This window comes from Mesorhizobium sp., assembly GCF_005063415.1.
Lineage (GTDB): Bacteria > Pseudomonadota > Alphaproteobacteria > Rhizobiales > Rhizobiaceae > Mesorhizobium.
In genome coordinates, this window is sequence record NZ_SUEG01000121.1 from 1 (window position 1) to 15,662 (window position 15,662).

14 protein-coding genes and 1 pseudogene are annotated in these 15,662 nt (G+C 59.1%); 3 read left to right on the forward strand and 12 right to left on the reverse strand.

All coding sequences use genetic code 11. The annotated features are described in order from the left end of the window. Window positions 1-136: 136 nt before the first annotated feature. From E5W70_RS24545 to E5W70_RS24580, 8 genes are all read right to left on the reverse strand, one after another. Entirely contained in the window at window positions 137-1,309 is a 1,173-nt protein-coding gene (locus tag E5W70_RS24545) for a glycosyltransferase family 4 protein (RefSeq protein WP_292663337.1), read from the reverse strand. Window positions 1,310-1,354: 45 nt separating this feature from the next. Further along, the gene (locus tag E5W70_RS24550) at window positions 1,355-2,473 is read right to left on the reverse strand and encodes a hypothetical protein (protein ID WP_292663339.1); all 1,119 of its coding nucleotides are present in this window, start codon (window positions 2,471-2,473) and stop codon (window positions 1,355-1,357) included. Between the two features lie 63 nt (window positions 2,474-2,536). Beyond that, window positions 2,537-3,304 (reverse strand): glycosyltransferase family 2 protein, encoded by a 768-nt coding sequence (locus E5W70_RS24555; protein WP_292663341.1) that lies wholly within the window; start codon window positions 3,302-3,304, stop codon window positions 2,537-2,539. A gap of 22 nt (window positions 3,305-3,326) precedes the next feature. After that, window positions 3,327-4,421, reverse strand: a complete 1,095-nt coding sequence (gmd, locus tag E5W70_RS24560; RefSeq protein ID WP_292663343.1) for a GDP-mannose 4,6-dehydratase — start codon at window positions 4,419-4,421, stop codon at window positions 3,327-3,329. Window positions 4,422-4,528: 107 nt separating this feature from the next. After that, complete coding sequence (locus E5W70_RS24565) at window positions 4,529-5,809, reverse strand: sugar transferase (RefSeq protein ID WP_292663345.1); 1,281 nt, start codon at window positions 5,807-5,809, stop codon at window positions 4,529-4,531. Window positions 5,810-5,936: 127 nt separating this feature from the next. Beyond that, complete coding sequence (locus E5W70_RS24570; RefSeq protein WP_292663347.1) at window positions 5,937-7,256, reverse strand: UDP-glucose/GDP-mannose dehydrogenase family protein; 1,320 nt, start codon at window positions 7,254-7,256, stop codon at window positions 5,937-5,939. A 149-nt stretch (window positions 7,257-7,405) separates the two neighbouring features. Beyond that, window positions 7,406-7,969, reverse strand: a complete 564-nt coding sequence (locus tag E5W70_RS24575) for a transcription termination/antitermination NusG family protein (protein WP_292663349.1) — start codon at window positions 7,967-7,969, stop codon at window positions 7,406-7,408. A gap of 474 nt (window positions 7,970-8,443) precedes the next feature. Further along, the gene (locus E5W70_RS24580; protein WP_292663351.1) at window positions 8,444-9,034 is read right to left on the reverse strand and encodes a biotin transporter BioY; all 591 of its coding nucleotides are present in this window, start codon (window positions 9,032-9,034) and stop codon (window positions 8,444-8,446) included. A 114-nt stretch (window positions 9,035-9,148) separates the two neighbouring features. Between E5W70_RS24580 and E5W70_RS24585 the strand changes: the two genes are divergently transcribed. Then, window positions 9,149-10,057, forward strand: coding sequence for an MBL fold metallo-hydrolase (locus tag E5W70_RS24585; RefSeq protein ID WP_292663353.1), 909 nt, complete (start codon window positions 9,149-9,151; stop codon window positions 10,055-10,057). Between the two features lie 13 nt (window positions 10,058-10,070). Here the strand turns inward: E5W70_RS24585 and E5W70_RS24590 are convergent, their stop codons facing one another. Both E5W70_RS24590 and E5W70_RS24595 read right to left on the reverse strand, forming a co-directional pair. After that, window positions 10,071-10,856: a DUF1499 domain-containing protein gene (locus tag E5W70_RS24590; RefSeq protein ID WP_292663355.1), complete on the reverse strand. Its 786-nt coding sequence runs from the start codon at window positions 10,854-10,856 to the stop codon at window positions 10,071-10,073. Window positions 10,857-10,939: 83 nt separating this feature from the next. Further along, complete coding sequence (locus tag E5W70_RS24595; RefSeq protein ID WP_292663357.1) at window positions 10,940-12,568, reverse strand: fatty-acid--CoA ligase; 1,629 nt, start codon at window positions 12,566-12,568, stop codon at window positions 10,940-10,942. A 176-nt stretch (window positions 12,569-12,744) separates the two neighbouring features. Between E5W70_RS24595 and E5W70_RS24600 the strand changes: the two genes are divergently transcribed. Next, a complete protein-coding gene (locus E5W70_RS24600; protein ID WP_292663359.1) occupies window positions 12,745-13,131 on the forward strand; it encodes a hypothetical protein in 387 nt (128 codons plus the stop codon). Window positions 13,132-13,253: 122 nt separating this feature from the next. Next, the gene (locus E5W70_RS24605) at window positions 13,254-13,643 is read left to right on the forward strand and encodes a DUF427 domain-containing protein (RefSeq protein ID WP_292663361.1); all 390 of its coding nucleotides are present in this window, start codon (window positions 13,254-13,256) and stop codon (window positions 13,641-13,643) included. On the opposite strand, the gene E5W70_RS24610 is transcribed toward E5W70_RS24605, so the two are convergent. Both E5W70_RS24610 and E5W70_RS33185 read right to left on the reverse strand, forming a co-directional pair. Then, complete coding sequence (locus E5W70_RS24610; protein ID WP_292663363.1) at window positions 13,644-14,381, reverse strand: polysaccharide deacetylase family protein; 738 nt, start codon at window positions 14,379-14,381, stop codon at window positions 13,644-13,646. Window positions 14,382-14,652: 271 nt separating this feature from the next. After that, window positions 14,653-15,497, reverse strand: a pseudogene (locus tag E5W70_RS33185) (glycosyltransferase family 9 protein). Window positions 15,498-15,662: the final 165 nt, after the last annotated feature.

Genomic DNA, 15,662 nt, shown 5'->3' on the forward strand with positions numbered 1-15,662 from the left:
CCCGCCCCTCCCAGCCCAACTGGCCCGAGAACGGACAAGCCACGAGGCCTCTTTCTGCCCCTCACCGCAAACTGAAGCGTTGCAAGTGCACTCCAGAATAGGCGCTCACTTTGATCAAGTAACTTAAAGGGGGACATCAACGGCCTGATTCTGACAGATCGCGATAAAGCTTTTGAATTGCCGCGACATTTTGATCGATGTGGAACCTGGCCATAGCGAACTGGCGTGCGCTCCGTCCCATAGCGAGGCGGGTATCGCGCCGGCAGAGTTTTTCAAGCGCTTCAAGCAGACCGCCGGAACAGGACATTTCAAAGCTCAAGCCGGTTCTACCTTCTTCGATCAGTTCAAGCAAATTCGGCAAGCGGGTGACCAAGCCCGGGCGTCCTGCCGACGCTCCTTCGAAAATGCACCGAGCACTGTGACTTGTCAGAAAGGGTGCCATTACGACGTCACTGGCCGTGAGAACGGGAACGATGTCATCTATGAATGGCATGGCGCTGCACCGGCGGCTTGCGTTTATCGCCTCCAATGCTGCTTTTCCATAGCCGTCTTCGTATTTTCCAAAACCGGCGAATACAAATCGAGCGCATTCGGGAAGGTTTGCCTCAAGCGAGTTGACCGCCTGAACGAAAGGCAGAATGCCATTTGACTCCGCAACTCGTGACAATGACAGGAATACAACATCGCCATCTGCCCATCCGAATTTCCGCCTCAATTCAGCAACGCCTTCGTTCGTCGTACGGAAGAGACTGCTGTCGACACTATTGTAAACAACCGATCCCGGGGTGGCGGAAGGGCCAATGCTATCCAGACCGGCTTTATCGATAGCAACGAAATAATCAACATGCGTCTTATTTAAGTTGCGAAGAATGTTACCCCACCAGCTGTGCAGAATCGGTTCACGGACATGAGCAATAACGGGGATTGAAGGATCGGCGTGATGCGCGCCCTTGGCGGCGGCTACCATACAGGTGGAATTCAGGTGAACAATGTCCGGCCGTATGTCACGTACTAGCCTCCTAGCGCATCTAACGAGAAGCGGAAAGGACAGTATCGCGTGTATCTTCGATTTCACGTCCTTGCACGGCGCGACTGTCGATCCATGGAAAGGTCGAATGTCCCGCTCCTCAATTACCTCCGCGCCGGCACCTTCGAATAACTCGCGCACGCCGGAGTTGCCGGGGCGAAGCGGCATTGCCACTATTGGAGAGAATTCCTTGCGATCCAGCGATTTTATCAACAATGCCAAACTCTTCGGCGCACCTCCCAGCGCGGTCGCATGATGAAAGTATAATACTTTCTTCACCATTTATGCGCAGCCACAATGCCCCGGTCCCGGTTGTAAGTTAAGGCATCAGGATTGGTCATGTCGCTCCCTCGAAGAATTCGGCGTCGGTATGCGTAACCCGTCCAAGGCACGCATTGTGGAGGAGATGAAATCATTGCGCCACGACCCTATCCTTTGCTCACGTTCTTTTGTTGCCGCCGTGCCCCGGTCTGCCTTAGCAATCTTGCTTAGCTCAGTTGCCGCCGCGTCACAGTCGCCAAAATCGATTGCATGGACCGGAGCGTCGAACTTCCGAGCTGCCGTCTCGATCAACGAGCCACGGCGCACGATCGCGGGAACGCCAAATTGCAGCGCCCGGCCAAAAACCCCCGACGCCTGATCGTATCTCGGATCGTAGCAGGCCCACACTGCGTCGGCGACACTATACAGGCTTTCCCACTCGGCATCGGTGAGCCGCCGGTCAATATGCATTCCTCCCATCGACTTGAACCGGGAAGCCAATGCCTGCTCCGATTTCGCCGTACCAGCGCTTATGAAATACAGCCGTTTGGCGATATCCGGATTGGCCTCGAGAATTCCCACCATGAAGGCAAAGCCTTTGTGCACCGAGGCAGAACCAAGCCAGCAGACGATCGGCCGACCGGCAGCCAGGCGGTAGACTTCAGTCGCCACTGGCGTATGGCCGGGCTGCCTCAAGAAGTGACCGTCGTGCATGTCCCACCACTGCGGATCGTGAAGGCCGACATCGACAACGCTGCCATATTCCGGAGCCAGACTGAGAGGTATGATACTGGCGACCGTGACCTTTGGCACAAGCCTCAGAACAACAAAAATGCTTTTCTTAAGAAACCGCTTGAAGTTGAAGGGTCCGAAGCAGGACTGCGGCCCTAGAAACAATGCAACAGTCGCCCTTCCAAGAGCCGCCCGCCGGAGAGCTATCGAGGCAAAAGAAACCAGGTCGTCATCGAGGGTCGCAAAAAAGAGACGATCAGCCGCCAGCAGTCTTTTTTTAAGAGCCCGTGACATTGGCCCCATTACAGGAGACAGGCCCAAAACCTGTCCCAACAGGTCAGCATAAGACTGCCTGTGTCCCGAACCCGATTTCACATATATGATTCCCATGCTTTGGTGACGAGGCTCTGCTGGACTTCCGATATCTGCATTGGACGGCTTGCTGTCGTTCACGGCGTACCGTCCCGCTTCACTGCGTCCGATGAAACGCCGCCCCTATCGAGCACCGCCAGGTCTTTATCCCTTCGACTTGATAGGTTGTTTGGATAAGAATTGTCCCAACTTCCGTGCCGGCTTTGCGATAAGCGCGTAGTCGACCGGACCTGATCCGAGCCACCGGCGTCGGGAACGCAGCGCTTCCAGATTATGCCCAAGGTGCGAACGGAAGCTCCTTGTGCTGGCTCCCCCGATCATCATGTCGACGAGGACCTGCTCGATTGTCGCTATCCTGAATCCGTGGAGCTCGACGGCTCTCAGCATCCAGTCGTAGTCGGAGGAGACTTTGAGTGACAGGTCGAACGGTCCGATTTGTTCCGCGACGGCGCGCCGGACATAGAAGGTCGGGTGGGCAGGCATCCAGCCCGAACGGAACCCACCATGGGGTCTTGGCTCTGCCCGCCAGCGCCGGACCACCCGCTTGCTTTCATGGTTTTCAACGAAGTCGAGGTGGCCGTGGACAATATCGCTTTCAGCAAGCGCCTCGCTGATCTTGCCGAGCACGGAAGCGTCATGAAATACATCGTCCGCGTTAAGGGCTCCGATCGCCTCACCCGTGCAAAGTGCCAGCCCTTTGTTCAACGCGTCATACATGCCGCGGTCGGGCTCGCTGATGATCTGCAATCCTTGCCCGGCATAGGAACGAACTATTGTGAGCGTCTCGTCGGTCGAGGCACCGTCGACGACGATCAGTTCCTTGTCCTCATGATCCTGGGCAAAGAAACTGTCGAGCGTATGACGAATTGTTGCCGCCGAATTCCAGCAGACCGTTAGAACGGAAATCTTCATGTTCGCGGGGGACTCGTCGCGACTATCGGGCCGCTTTGCGATTGTGCTCTTCGTCAAGCCGGCGATGCTCGAATTCGCGCGCCACCACCTTGAGGTCGGATCGAACCATCTCGCGCACCATCTCATCAAGCGACGTCGTCGCCTTCCAGCCAAGGATCCGTTCGGCTTTCGAAGGGTCACCGAGCAGCAGGTCGACCTCGGTCGGCCGGAAATAGCGCGGATCGACCTCGACCAATATCCTGCCGGTTTTCGTATCGACACCCTTTTCGTCAACCCCGGAACCGTTCCACTGAATGCGGACCCCCACTTCGGCGAAGGCGAGTTCGACAAATTTCCGAACGGAGTTCTTGATCCCTGTGGCCAGCACATAGTCGTCCGGGGTTTCCTGCTGGAGGATCCTCCACATGCCTTCGACATAGTCGCGCGCATGCCCCCAATCGCGTTCCGCCGACAGGTTGCCGAGATAGAGCTTGTCCTGAAGGCCGAGGCTGATGGCAGCGGCGGCTCGGGTGATCTTGCGGGTCACGAATGTTTCGCCCCGCATCGGGCTTTCGTGATTGAACAAAATACCGTTGGACGCGTGAATTCCATAGGCCTCGCGGTAGTTCACCGTGATCCAGTAGCCATAGATCTTCGCGGCCGCATAGGGAGAACGAGGATAAAAAGGAGTCGTTTCCTTCTGCGGAACTTCCTGCACCTTGCCATAGAGCTCGGATGTCGACGCCTGATAGAACCGCGTCTTTTTTGTCAGGCCAAGAAGCCGGATGGCCTCCAGAAGGCGCAATGTACCGATCGCGTCGGCGTTCGCGGTATATTCCGCGGTCTCGAAGCTCACTTGGACATGCGATTGCGCCGCGAGATTGTAGATCTCGTCGGGCTGCACTTCCTGGATTATGCGGATCAGGTTCGTCGCATCGGTCATGTCGCCATAATGCAACGAAAAATTGACGCCGGTTTCATGCGGGTCTTGATAGAGATGATCGATACGGCCCGTATTGAAAGACGACGAACGTCGCTTGATACCGTGGACTGCATATCCCTTGGCGAGCAGGAGGTCGGCGAGATAAGCACCATCCTGGCCGGTGATGCCTGTAATTAGCGCGGTTTTTCGGCTCATTTCATACCCTTCGGCAGCTTCAGAAAGAAAACATTACCCGCCAAGCATTATCCCGGCGCAGTGTTCGACAGACAAATTTCGATGGTAGCCAAAATTCAGAACGGTCTCTATCGAGATCCGAATCCACTTAGCAGAGTTTTTAGCGTTCTCAGCACGATAACGAAATCAAGCCACGGCGAGAAATTCTTGATGTAATAGAAGTCATAGTGCAGCTTCTCGGTCTCGTCGTCATCTTCCGACACATATCCCTGATTCACCTGAGCCCATCCCGAGATACCAGGGCGCACGATGTTTCGGTAGCGATAGAATGGCAACGCCACCGAATAGTGGGATGACAACACTGTCGCCTCAGGGCGAGGTCCAATCCAGCTCATTTCCGAACGAACGATGTTTATCAGCTGGGGCAACTCGTCAATTCTGCTTCTGCGAAGGAAGCGGCCGAGCCGGGTAACCCTGCTGTCACCCGGCTTGGTGACGGCTAGACTGCGAACGTTTGCCGCCTCTGGTTCACTGACGGTCATCGTCCGGAACTTGTAGACCGTAAACGATTTTCCGCCGAAACCGAGGCGCTCCTGTCGAAATATGGCGGGTCCGGGAGATTCCAGCCTGATTAACAGCGCGATCAACAACAGCAAGGGCGCCAACACGATCAGTGCTAGCAGCGCACAGACCCAGTCAATCGCCTGTTTGATCTTGATATAGGCCTGGTTGGGATTAATTGAGCCCAGCGTGTTTTCGGATAAATGCTCGATTTCGACGCGACCAGTCAGCGATTCTGTGATTTGCTTGACATGGTAGACCGGAACGCCCGCAAGCGCCCGGTCGGCTATGTAGCGCTCCCAATCGTCGGACAGATCAGCGCGCAGATCGGCAACGACGCCGTTGACGCGTTCAATGATCATGTCAGGGGAAACAAGCCAATGCCAGTTTACCCCACCTATCTCGTCGAGACGACCAACGGCGCCGCCTGGAACCACTGCAAGACTGTAAGGGTCAAGGCGCCGGCTTATGATGGTCAAGACAAAGTACCAGAGAATTGACAACGTCAAGCTGCTGGCCGCCTGGAAACCGCTATATTCAATTCGAAACAGGAAAATCGCCAAATAAACAAACCCATAAGACAGGGAAAATGTCGGAAATATGTAACCCGAGGCGGCTATACCTGGGAAATTCCCTACACGTCGGAAGGAAAAATACCCTATCGTATGGGCGATAACACCCGCAAAGATTGTAATTTGTAGGTTGGAATAATATAGAATTGATGGATCAAATAAAATCCTGGTAAGAACAGGGAGCAGGATTGCAAAAGCCAGACCGCCCAGGAGTTGAAACCTGACCCTGTGCACGAGGTGCCGCTGTCTTGGCCGGTTCATCATGACTATGTTCAAGTTCAAAATCTCTCTTGCGGGTTATTAAATCTAAGTCTCTTTCAAACACTTTTTGCCTGCTTCCATTGTTCTCTGCAGGACGTATAACCTCGGCGATTCGAACTTCAGGGAAGCCCTTGCTGGACATTCACGGGACAAGATGCCGCTCTCGGCCAACGCTGAAATAGGCTATCCCTTCCCTGACGACGTCCTCGCCGCGATAGACATTTCGAAGGTCGACCATTATCGGCGTCGCCATGAGCGCACGGAGCCGCTTCAGATCCAGCGACCGAAACGCATTCCATTCGGTGACGATGACGATCGCATGCGCGCCATCGGCCACCGCGTAGGCGCTTTCCCCGAATTCAATGCCCTCTATCATCTTGCGCGCCTGCTCCATGCCGACCGGATCATAGGCCTTGATCGAAGCGCCTGCGTCCTGGAGTGCCTGAATAACGGCCAATGAGGGGGCATCGCGCATGTCGTCGGTGTTTGGCTTGAACGTAAGGCCAAGGATACCGACAGTCTTGCCGCGCACAGAGCCGCCGCAGGCCTCAACCACCTTGCGCGCCATCGCCCGTTTGCGCTGGTCGTTTATCGAGACCGTCGTTTCAATCAGCCGCACCGGGCTTGCCGCGTCCTGCGCGGTCTTGACCAGTGCCAGCGTATCTTTCGGGAAACAGGAACCGCCATAGCCCGGCCCGGCGTGAAGGAACTTTGCGCCGATGCGGTTGTCCATGCCGATGCCGCGCGCGACGTCCTGCACATCGGCTCCCAACCGTTCGCAGAGATCGGCAATTTCGTTGATGAAGGTGATCTTCATGGCCAGAAACGCGTTGCCGGCATATTTGGTAAGCTCAGCCGTACGCCGGCTCGTATAGAATATCGGCGCGACATTCAGCGAGAGCGGGCGGTAGATTTCGCCCATCACCGCTTTGGCCCGTTCGGCATCGGTCCCGACAATGATGCGGTCGGGCCGCTTGAAGTCCTCGATCGCCGATCCCTCGCGAAGAAACTCCGGATTGGAGACCACCGCAAAATCGGCGGCCGGATTTTGCTCGCGGATGATCCGTTCGACCTCATCGCCGGTACCGACAGGGACGGTCGATTTGGTCACCACGACCGTAAATCCTTTGAGCGCGCGGCCAACTTCGGCCGCCGCATCGTAGACGAAGGACAGATCGGCATGGCCGTCGCCACGCCGCGACGGCGTGCCCACGGCAATGAAGACGACATCCGATTGGGATACCGCATCGGCCAGATTGTCGTCGAAACGCAAGCGGCCTTGCGCAGTGTTGGTCGTGACGAGGTCGTCGAGCCCTGGCTCATAGATCGGTATCTTGCCGAGTTTGAGCATGGCAAGCTTTTCCGCATCACGATCGACGCAGCAGACCTGATGGCCAAAGTCGGCGAAGCAGGCGCCCGAGACGAGCCCCACATAGCCGGCACCAATCATTGTTATCCGCATATCGCGTACTCTCAATCAGCGCCGACGAGACGATCTCCCCAGACAGCGCCCACTCCCTACCGAAAGACGGCTACCGCACTCCCGGGTGAAAACCCGAGAGCCGATCCTACAACAATTTGCATCGCCTCGCCGCACTTCGATGCTTACGACTATGCGATGGCGACGAGCTCCCTGGCATCAAGGTCGACAGGTATCTCGCCATTCATGATGGCAACCAGAACCCGAGCCCTTCCGGCTGGATCGAGCCGGTCAAGGCGACCGATCATTTCCGCGAAAGGGCCGGAAAGGATCCGAACCGAAGCACCGGCTGCGAGGCCGCCGCTGAAATCGAGCAGGCCGTGCCTGCCGGTCAACGCAATGAAGCGCTCTACCAGACCGGAGGGGACAGGCAAAGGCCGGTCCGCTTGCATGACGAGGGAACGCACACCGAACGTTCCGTTAATCGAGCGCCAACGTTGCAACGCGATGTCGATGGCGATGAACATATAACCGGGGAAATAAGCCGCAACTCGTGTTTCGAGCCGCCGGGCATGACGCACGGTTTTCTCACAGCGCGGCACAAACGGCTGAAATCCCTGGATCCGGAGATGCCGTTCGGCGACATGCTCCTTTCCGGGAAAGACGCCGGCCGCATACCAGCGGGTTGCCTGCCTGGCGGCTGGCTCTGTCGACAGGATATTCGCCTTACCCGTAGTTTTTTCCGCGCTACTCACGTGTCTTCCCTCGGCGGTTTGCGGCAGGATCTAAGGTCAACGGTCAGGACAGTGTGTGGATACCAGCAAGCAACCAAGCCACTAGAGTCAAGGCGGTTGGGTTAAAAATTTCCTACACATTGTCCAGAAATTTAGCTGTGCCTAAATAATCATCGAGCCGCTTTCTTTTTCAGCTGGCTGAGATGCTATGTCGAGCAATTTATTTCCATACGTAGGTGCTTGGTTACGCTGGTCGTGACGAATCGCCCGTTGGTTCTGGTACTTAGTCCGTCGACTTGAAGCTAATGTGACGGATGGCGTCGCGCACAAGCCTGCTGCGAGCGAGAAAGATCCTGCACGGCCACACCAACTACGGCGAAAAACCATTCGACAGGTTGTCGCGCAGAACAGGTTACCATCGAGTCATGGGGGTTCAGGCCATAACATGGTGACAGCGATGCAACCTGCAGTTCCGTTCTGACCGCTTGACCGGCTTCACGAACGCTTCAGCAGCGACCAGACAGCCGGCACCAGGCTCGCGGCCAGCGCAACCTTGATCAGATCACCGACGATAAAGGGCACCACCCCGAACTGCCAGGATTTTTCCGGGCCGATCAACAGCGCCAGCCAGGCAAAGCCCATTGACATCATGACGATCTCGGCCACCAGCATAGCATTGAAGAGCTTGATAGGATGGCGATCCCAGCCACGGTCGGCAGCCCAGCCGACGATCGCCGCCATGACGACAAAGCCGGCTAGATAACCGCCGGTCGAACCGAGCATGTAAGCGATACCGATGCCCTTTTCGGGCGTGCTCTGGAAGACCGGAAGGCCCAATGCGCCCTCAGCCATGTAGAGAAGCAGCGTTGCGACGCCGAGGCGCATGCCGAAGGCGGCGGCGATCAGGAAGACAGCGAGCGTCTGCATCGAGATATCGACCGGTCCGAGCATGACCTTGGTCTTGGCAGACAAGATCAGCAGCAGCGTTCCGGCGATCGCCAGCAAAAGCTGTCCCGCCAGACGGGCCGCGCCCTTTTCAGGCAAAGCGAGAGAAATGAGCGGACGCATCGTCGTTGCAATTGCCATAGTCTTCCCCGTTCCGGATTGCCGCCGAACGCGGCCTTGCGTTTTCCTATATTGGCTTCCGTGCTATGCGGCAATCGGTTTTGCCCTCGCCCCCAAAAAGGTCGCGACGTTCGCATGGCGCTGAAATTCAATACACGCTTCGATCCGGCCTACGGCCAGGGCGTAGCCGTTGCGCCTGGTATTCAACGTGTCACCGCCCCGAACCCAAGCCCGTTCACCTTTCACGGAACCAACAGCTATATCATCGGGCGCGAGACGCTGGCGGTGATCGATCCCGGACCGGATGACGAGGCACATCTTCGAACACTGCTCGAAGCGATCGGGATCAGGCCGGTCAGCCATATCTTCGTCAGCCACACGCATCGCGACCATTCGCCGCTGGCGGCGCGGCTGAAGCAGCATACCCGTGCGGTGGTTCTGGCGGAGGGCCGGCATCGCCCGGCGCGGCCGTTGCGCACCGGCGAGGTCAATCCGCTCGATGCCAGCGCCGACACCGACTTTGTTCCTGATATCGCACTGCCGGACGATATGGTGATTGACGGCGACGGCTGGGCGATCCGGACGGTGCTGACGCCCGGCCATACCGCCAATCACGCGGCCTTCGCGCTGGAGGGAACCGGCATCCTTTTCTCGGCCGATCACGTCATGGTGTGGGCAACCACGATCGTCGCACCGCCGGATGGCGCGATGGCCGACTACATGACATCGCTCGATCGGCTGATCGAACGTGACGACCGGCTGCTGCTGCCCGGCCATGGCGGGCCGGTGACCGAGCCGCGCAACTTCATGCGCGGATTGAAAACGCATCGCAAAACGCGCGAACGGGCAATTCTGAAACGGATCAACAGCGGCGACCGGACAATCAAGGAGATGGTGGAGGCCATCTATCGAGACACCGACCCGCGCCTGCATGGCGCGGCCGGCCTGTCGGTGCTTGCGCACATGGAAGACCTGGTCGTGCGCGGCTTGGTCCACACCGATGGCGCGCCGGCTATCGACGGCATCTATTCGCCGGCACGGTAGTGCCGTTCGGATATCATTCCGCCGGCGCCAGGCCCACCTGGCCGGCGACTTCCTGGTCGAGTTCGGCAAGGAAGTCGGTGATGCGCGCTGCATTGTCGCCAAGGTCGTAGCGGCCGTAACGCGAGGCCGAGCGCAGATCGACGATGACCGCATCGCCGTCATCGGTCACGCGGATGGCGACATCGGCGGGAAGGCCAAGCAGGAAGCTCTTGGCCAGCGCATCGACCGTCACGTCGCTTTGCCCTGTTGCCTCTGGAAACGGCGCCGTGAGCTGCCAACCGCGCCGATCGAGCACGGTTTTGACCGCCTCCAGAACGCGATCGAAAGGCAAGGTGTAGCTGCGTCCGGTAACGAGCGGATAAGCTTCGATTTGCAGGCGCTGCTCGCCGGGCGTCGGCGACAAAAGCTCGTTCATGTCCTTTGTCCGGGTTGAAATATCGAGTGCCGGCGGGTCATCCAGATCCGTCGAGATGTCGCGCAGCGGCGGATAGGTCGCCGCCCAATAGGCCGCGATACCGTAAGGGATGAGCACCAGAAGCGCCAGCAAGGCGCCGGTGGTCAGGTCGTGACCGCCGCGATCACCGAAATTCCACAATCGGGCAAAGGCAAACCCGGCAAACAAAAGCGCAACCGCGGCCAGCAAGGCGACAATGCCAAGCACCCACAGGAAGGCCGGCGTCTCGACGAGGTCATATCGGTGGCCGATAAGAACTGTCAGCAGCAGGACCGCCGAAAACGCGCCGGCGCGCCGCGACCAACCGGCAGCCCTCGACGTTTGTCGCTCGGAGATTACCGTCATTGTTTTTCCGCGCTGCCCAACCCGAACCAAGGCATAGTGCCTTTCAGCGGCGGCTTGAAGGCGCAAAGACACCGCATCTCCGGTCAATCCGTCGGCAGGTGATAGTCCCGGAACTGCTGGCGCAAGGTAATCTTCTGGATTTTGCCGGCAGCGGTGTGTGGGATTTCGCCGACAAAGGCGACGTCGTCCGGCATCCACCACTTCGCCACCTTGCCGTCCATGAAAGCGAGGATGTCCGTCTTGGTCGGCTCCCTGCCCGGCTTACGCACCACCACGAGCAAAGGCCGCTCGCCCCATTTCGAATGCGGAATGCCGATGGCGGCGGCCTCCGCCACATCGGGATGGCCGACCGCGAGGTTCTCGAGCTCGATGGACGAGATCCATTCGCCGCCCGACTTGATCACGTCCTTGGCGCGATCGGTGATCTGCATGTAGCCGCCGGGATCGATGTGCGCGACATCACCGGTGTCGAACCAGCCGTCTTCATCGAACTGTTGGGATCCGATGCCACCATAATAGGCGCGCGCGACGGCCGGCCCGCGGACCTTGAGCCTGCCGAAGGTCTTGCCATCCCATGGCAGTTCGTTGCCGGCGTCGTCCGTCACCTTCATTTCGATGCCGAACGGCGTAAAGCCCTGCTTCTGCTGGACGCCTAGACGGGCCTCGCCCATCAGCCCGGCATAGTCCGGCTTCAAGGTGCACAGCGTGCCGAGCGGCGACATCTCGGTCATGCCCCAGGCGTGGACCACCTGGACATCGTAATTGTTCTGGAACTTCGTCGTGAGCGCGCGTGGACAGGACGAGCCGCCGATGACGACTTTCTGCAGATAGGGCAGTTTCTTGCCTGTCTCTTCCAGATGCTGGAGGAGCATCATCCACACAGTCGGCACGGCGGCGCTGAAGGTCACCTTCTCGCTGTCGAGCAGCTCGTAGAGCGAAGCGCCATCCATCTTGCAGCCGGGCATGACCAGCTTGGCGCCGATCATTGGCGCGCTCTGGGCAAGGCCCCAGGCGTTGGCGTGAAACATCGGCACGACCGGCAGTATGGTATCGCGCGACGACATGCCCATGGCGTCAGGCATCGCGGCGATCATGGCGTGCAGCACGTTCGAACGATGGCTGTAGAGGACGCCTTTCGGGTCGCCCGTAGTGCCCGAGGTGTAGCACATGCCGGCGGCGGTGTTTTCGTCGAATGTCTTCCAGGCGAAGTTGCCGTCGGCTTCTCCAAGCCATTCTTCATAGGCAACGACATTGGGCAGCGCAGTCTCCGGCATATGCGCGTTGTCAGTCAGCACGATAACCTGCTTCAGGGACTTGACCGCGCCGGCGATCTTTTCGAGCAGCGGCAGGAAGGTCAGGTCGACGAAGATCGCCTTATCCCCGGCATTGTTCATGATCCAGGTGATCTGCTCGGGAAAGAGCCGCGGATTGAGCGTGTGATAGATCGCTCCGACACCCATGATGCCGTACCAGGCCTCGATGTGGCGAGCAGTGTTCCAGGCCAGGGTCGCGATGCGGTCGCCAAACCCGAAACCATCACGCTCGAGCCGCCCGGCGACCTTCAGGGCACGATTATGGATTTCGGCATATGTGCTGCGCACGATCGGCCCCTCGATCGAGCGCGACACGATCTCGCGTCTGCCGTGCTGCCTCTCGGCGTTGTCGATCAGCTTGTGGCAAAGCAGCGGCCATTCCTGCATCAGCCCGAGCATCTTGTTCCTCCCATTATTTTTTCGCCATTGTGGGACGAACCGGCGGATTGTCCAGCCAGAACCGGGCTGGAGCGGGGCATGGAGCCGAATGAGGCGGAATTCGCCACAATCCGGCCATGCTCGGCGTTAACGTTGATTAACGGGCGGGGCGCGATTGGCGAATGAAAGAGGTTCGCATGGACCCGCAGTTCGACGACAAAGCCCTCGAAAATACGCTTGCCGAAGGTCTGGCCGATCTGGTGGCGGCCGATGTCATGCAGACCGATCTGTTGCCCGAGGCCAAAACCGTTTCCGAAGATGAATTCGTTGAAGTCGTCGGTGGCGCCCTCGAAGCGGTCGGCGGCACGCTCTTGTTCAAGATGTGCGTCGAGAACGAGGGCGAAAGCCAGCACGTCGCTGCCGCCTGCGTCGGCGACGGCGGCAATCGCCAGTTCCTGCTGCTCACCTTGCCGACCACCGGTGGTGCGCTGAAGGTCGAGACCACCTCGAAAAGCACCAATCCGGTGGCCGGCATTGCCGCCGCCTATGCCGGGCTGATGGACGCATTCCAGGCCGCAGCCTGATTCTAGGCGAGGTATCAGAGGAAAGCGCGAGACTTCCCCCCCGCGGGCGACGCCCGCCTGGTGGCAGCTCTTGCGCAAGGCTCTTGCCAGACACATCTTGGGTTGAGGCAAGGAGATCCGACATGGACCAGACCGCAAACCCGTCACCCGGCTTTCAGCGCAATCCCGGCAAGGTCATCACCATCGAACCTTACAAGGGTACCGTGACGGTGCGCGCCGGCGATGTCGTCATCGCCTCGTCCAGCAAGGTCAAGGTGCTGACCGAATCGCCCTATTCGCCTGTTTTCTACATTCCGTTCGGCGACATCGACTTCAAGCAGCTTGGCAAGACGGAACACTCGACTCATTGCCCCTACAAGGGCGATGCCAGCTATTGGAGCGCGCTGCCCGCCGGCGATGCAGGCAAGGATGCAATGTGGGCCTATGAGCGGCCCTTCGACGAGATGGCGGACATCCGCGATCACGGCGCGTTCTATCCGAACAAGGTGACCATCGAGGCCACGCCCGACTGATCAGTCGGTGGTGCCTTGATTGCCGACGCAGTCGGCATCGTCGAGCCGCACGAAGGTGAGGCCCTTGGCCTTCAGCGCCAGAAGTCCCTGCACCACGCCTTCGCCAGCGGCATGGGTCGGCTGGTTGATGTGAGCAATGATGACGTCGCCGTCCTTTGCCGCGGCAATGCGCCGGGCGGTCTCTTTTGCGCCGAGCAATGACCCGCCGTCGCCGTTGACAGTGAATCCGGCGATCTTGAAGCCAAGCTTGCGTATCATCGCGCTTGCTGACGGGCTGTATTCGGCGGTTGCGCCGCGAAACCATTTCGGCGCCGGTTCGCCGGTCACGGAAAGAGCGGCAGCACCCGATTCGACCTCGGCCAGCACGGCCGCCGCGCTGCCGGCACTGCGAATGCCGTAGATCTTTTGCGGCGTGTCGACGGCCGGGACGTGGCGGCCGCCATGGTTTTCCAATTCAAACAGTTCTGGATGCGCCCGCATGATCTCGACGGCGGCGGCGTTGTGCTTCAGCCAGATGCCGGTGACGAAAATGGTGGCGGGAATCTTGTTTTCCACCAGCGCCGAGAGAATCCGTGTATCGGTCCTTCCGCCGCACGCATCGAGCGTCAGCGCGACGCGGCCGCTGCCCACCTCGGCCTTGATGTGCAGCGTCGGTGCGACGAGCAACTGGGCGTTGCCAGGAGAGACAGCCCACAGCGATATCGCAATGGCGCAAAAATACTTTTGGAACGGGCGCATCGATTAATTCCAGGTCGGCCGGATCAGAGTTGAAGCGGCGACCCCAAGACCGGCATCAAGGCGGAAATCGGGACGATGCCCCTGCAAAAGCGTCGGCAGCGGCAATTTGACCGCCGGCCTGACCTTTGGCAAGCGCGAGGTCACAATGCGTGCTCCACGTCCTTAACCGTACGCGAAAGGAGCGCGCGCACTGCGTCGACCACCGCTTTGACCTCAAGTCGCCAGACGCAGCAAGCCTTACTCGGATCGGGACGGCGGCACAGGTCCCTGGCTATGCACTCGCAAGGCATGGAGGCCGCGGCGTAACACTGGCCACGCCGACAGGACCCCAGACGGCCGGGTCGGTCAGGCCGAAGAGCCCGACAGCTGGCGTTCCGGCAGCGGCGGCCATGTGCATCGGGCCACTCTCGTTCCCCAGAAATAGGCGTGCCTGGCCGAGGACCGCCAGCAGCGTTGCCAGCGACAGCGCCCGACCACGTTGACGACCGGCGAAGCGGCCTTGGCGACGATGCGCTCGGCAGATGCCCGTTCACCGGGGCCGCCGACAAGCAGGAAGTCCAACCCGGTCTGTCGCGAGATCTCGTCGATCGCCAGCGCAAAACGTTCCGGTTGCCATTGCCGCCCCCGGAGGCTCGCTCCCGAATGAACGGCTATGAAGGCGCTACGCCGAAGATGATGCCGGTCGAGAAGCGCCAATGCCTTGGCGGTCTCTAAAGGCAGCGGCTCAATTGTTGGAACCTGCGCACGCAACTCCACGCCAAAAGCCTCAAGCGGCGAAAGATAGCGGTAGAGATAATGCTGGCCACCAAAGCCAAACGGCTTGGCCAGGACGTTGGCGGGCTGGCGTTCCAGCCAGCGCAACGGTTTTTCGGGAGGATCATATCCGAGGCGGGTCTTGGCTTTGACGAGCCTGACGATGATGCGTGAGGTTTTGGAATCGGCCAGGTCGATGGTCAGGTTAAACCGGAACCGGGCCAGAGCGCGCACCATCGCGTAAAGCTCGCGACCACGCTGCACAGGGGGTGCCACGAGCGCGGAGGCGAGGACAAGATCGCCGATGAATTTCGTCTGGAGGATGAGAATCGAGCTGACGTGCGTGGGCGGGTTCTGCAACATCTGTGTCTGGCACCGGAGCGGGTTCGGGGGCCGGAAACTGGGCAGAAACGATGTCGGGATTTGGAGCCGCCACGCGCACGTTCGCGTGAATTTGGTTACAAATCGGTAAGGTCAGATGCCGGTGGACTCCAACTCCTATCCGCGGCCGTTGTTTGCAGCCTGCAC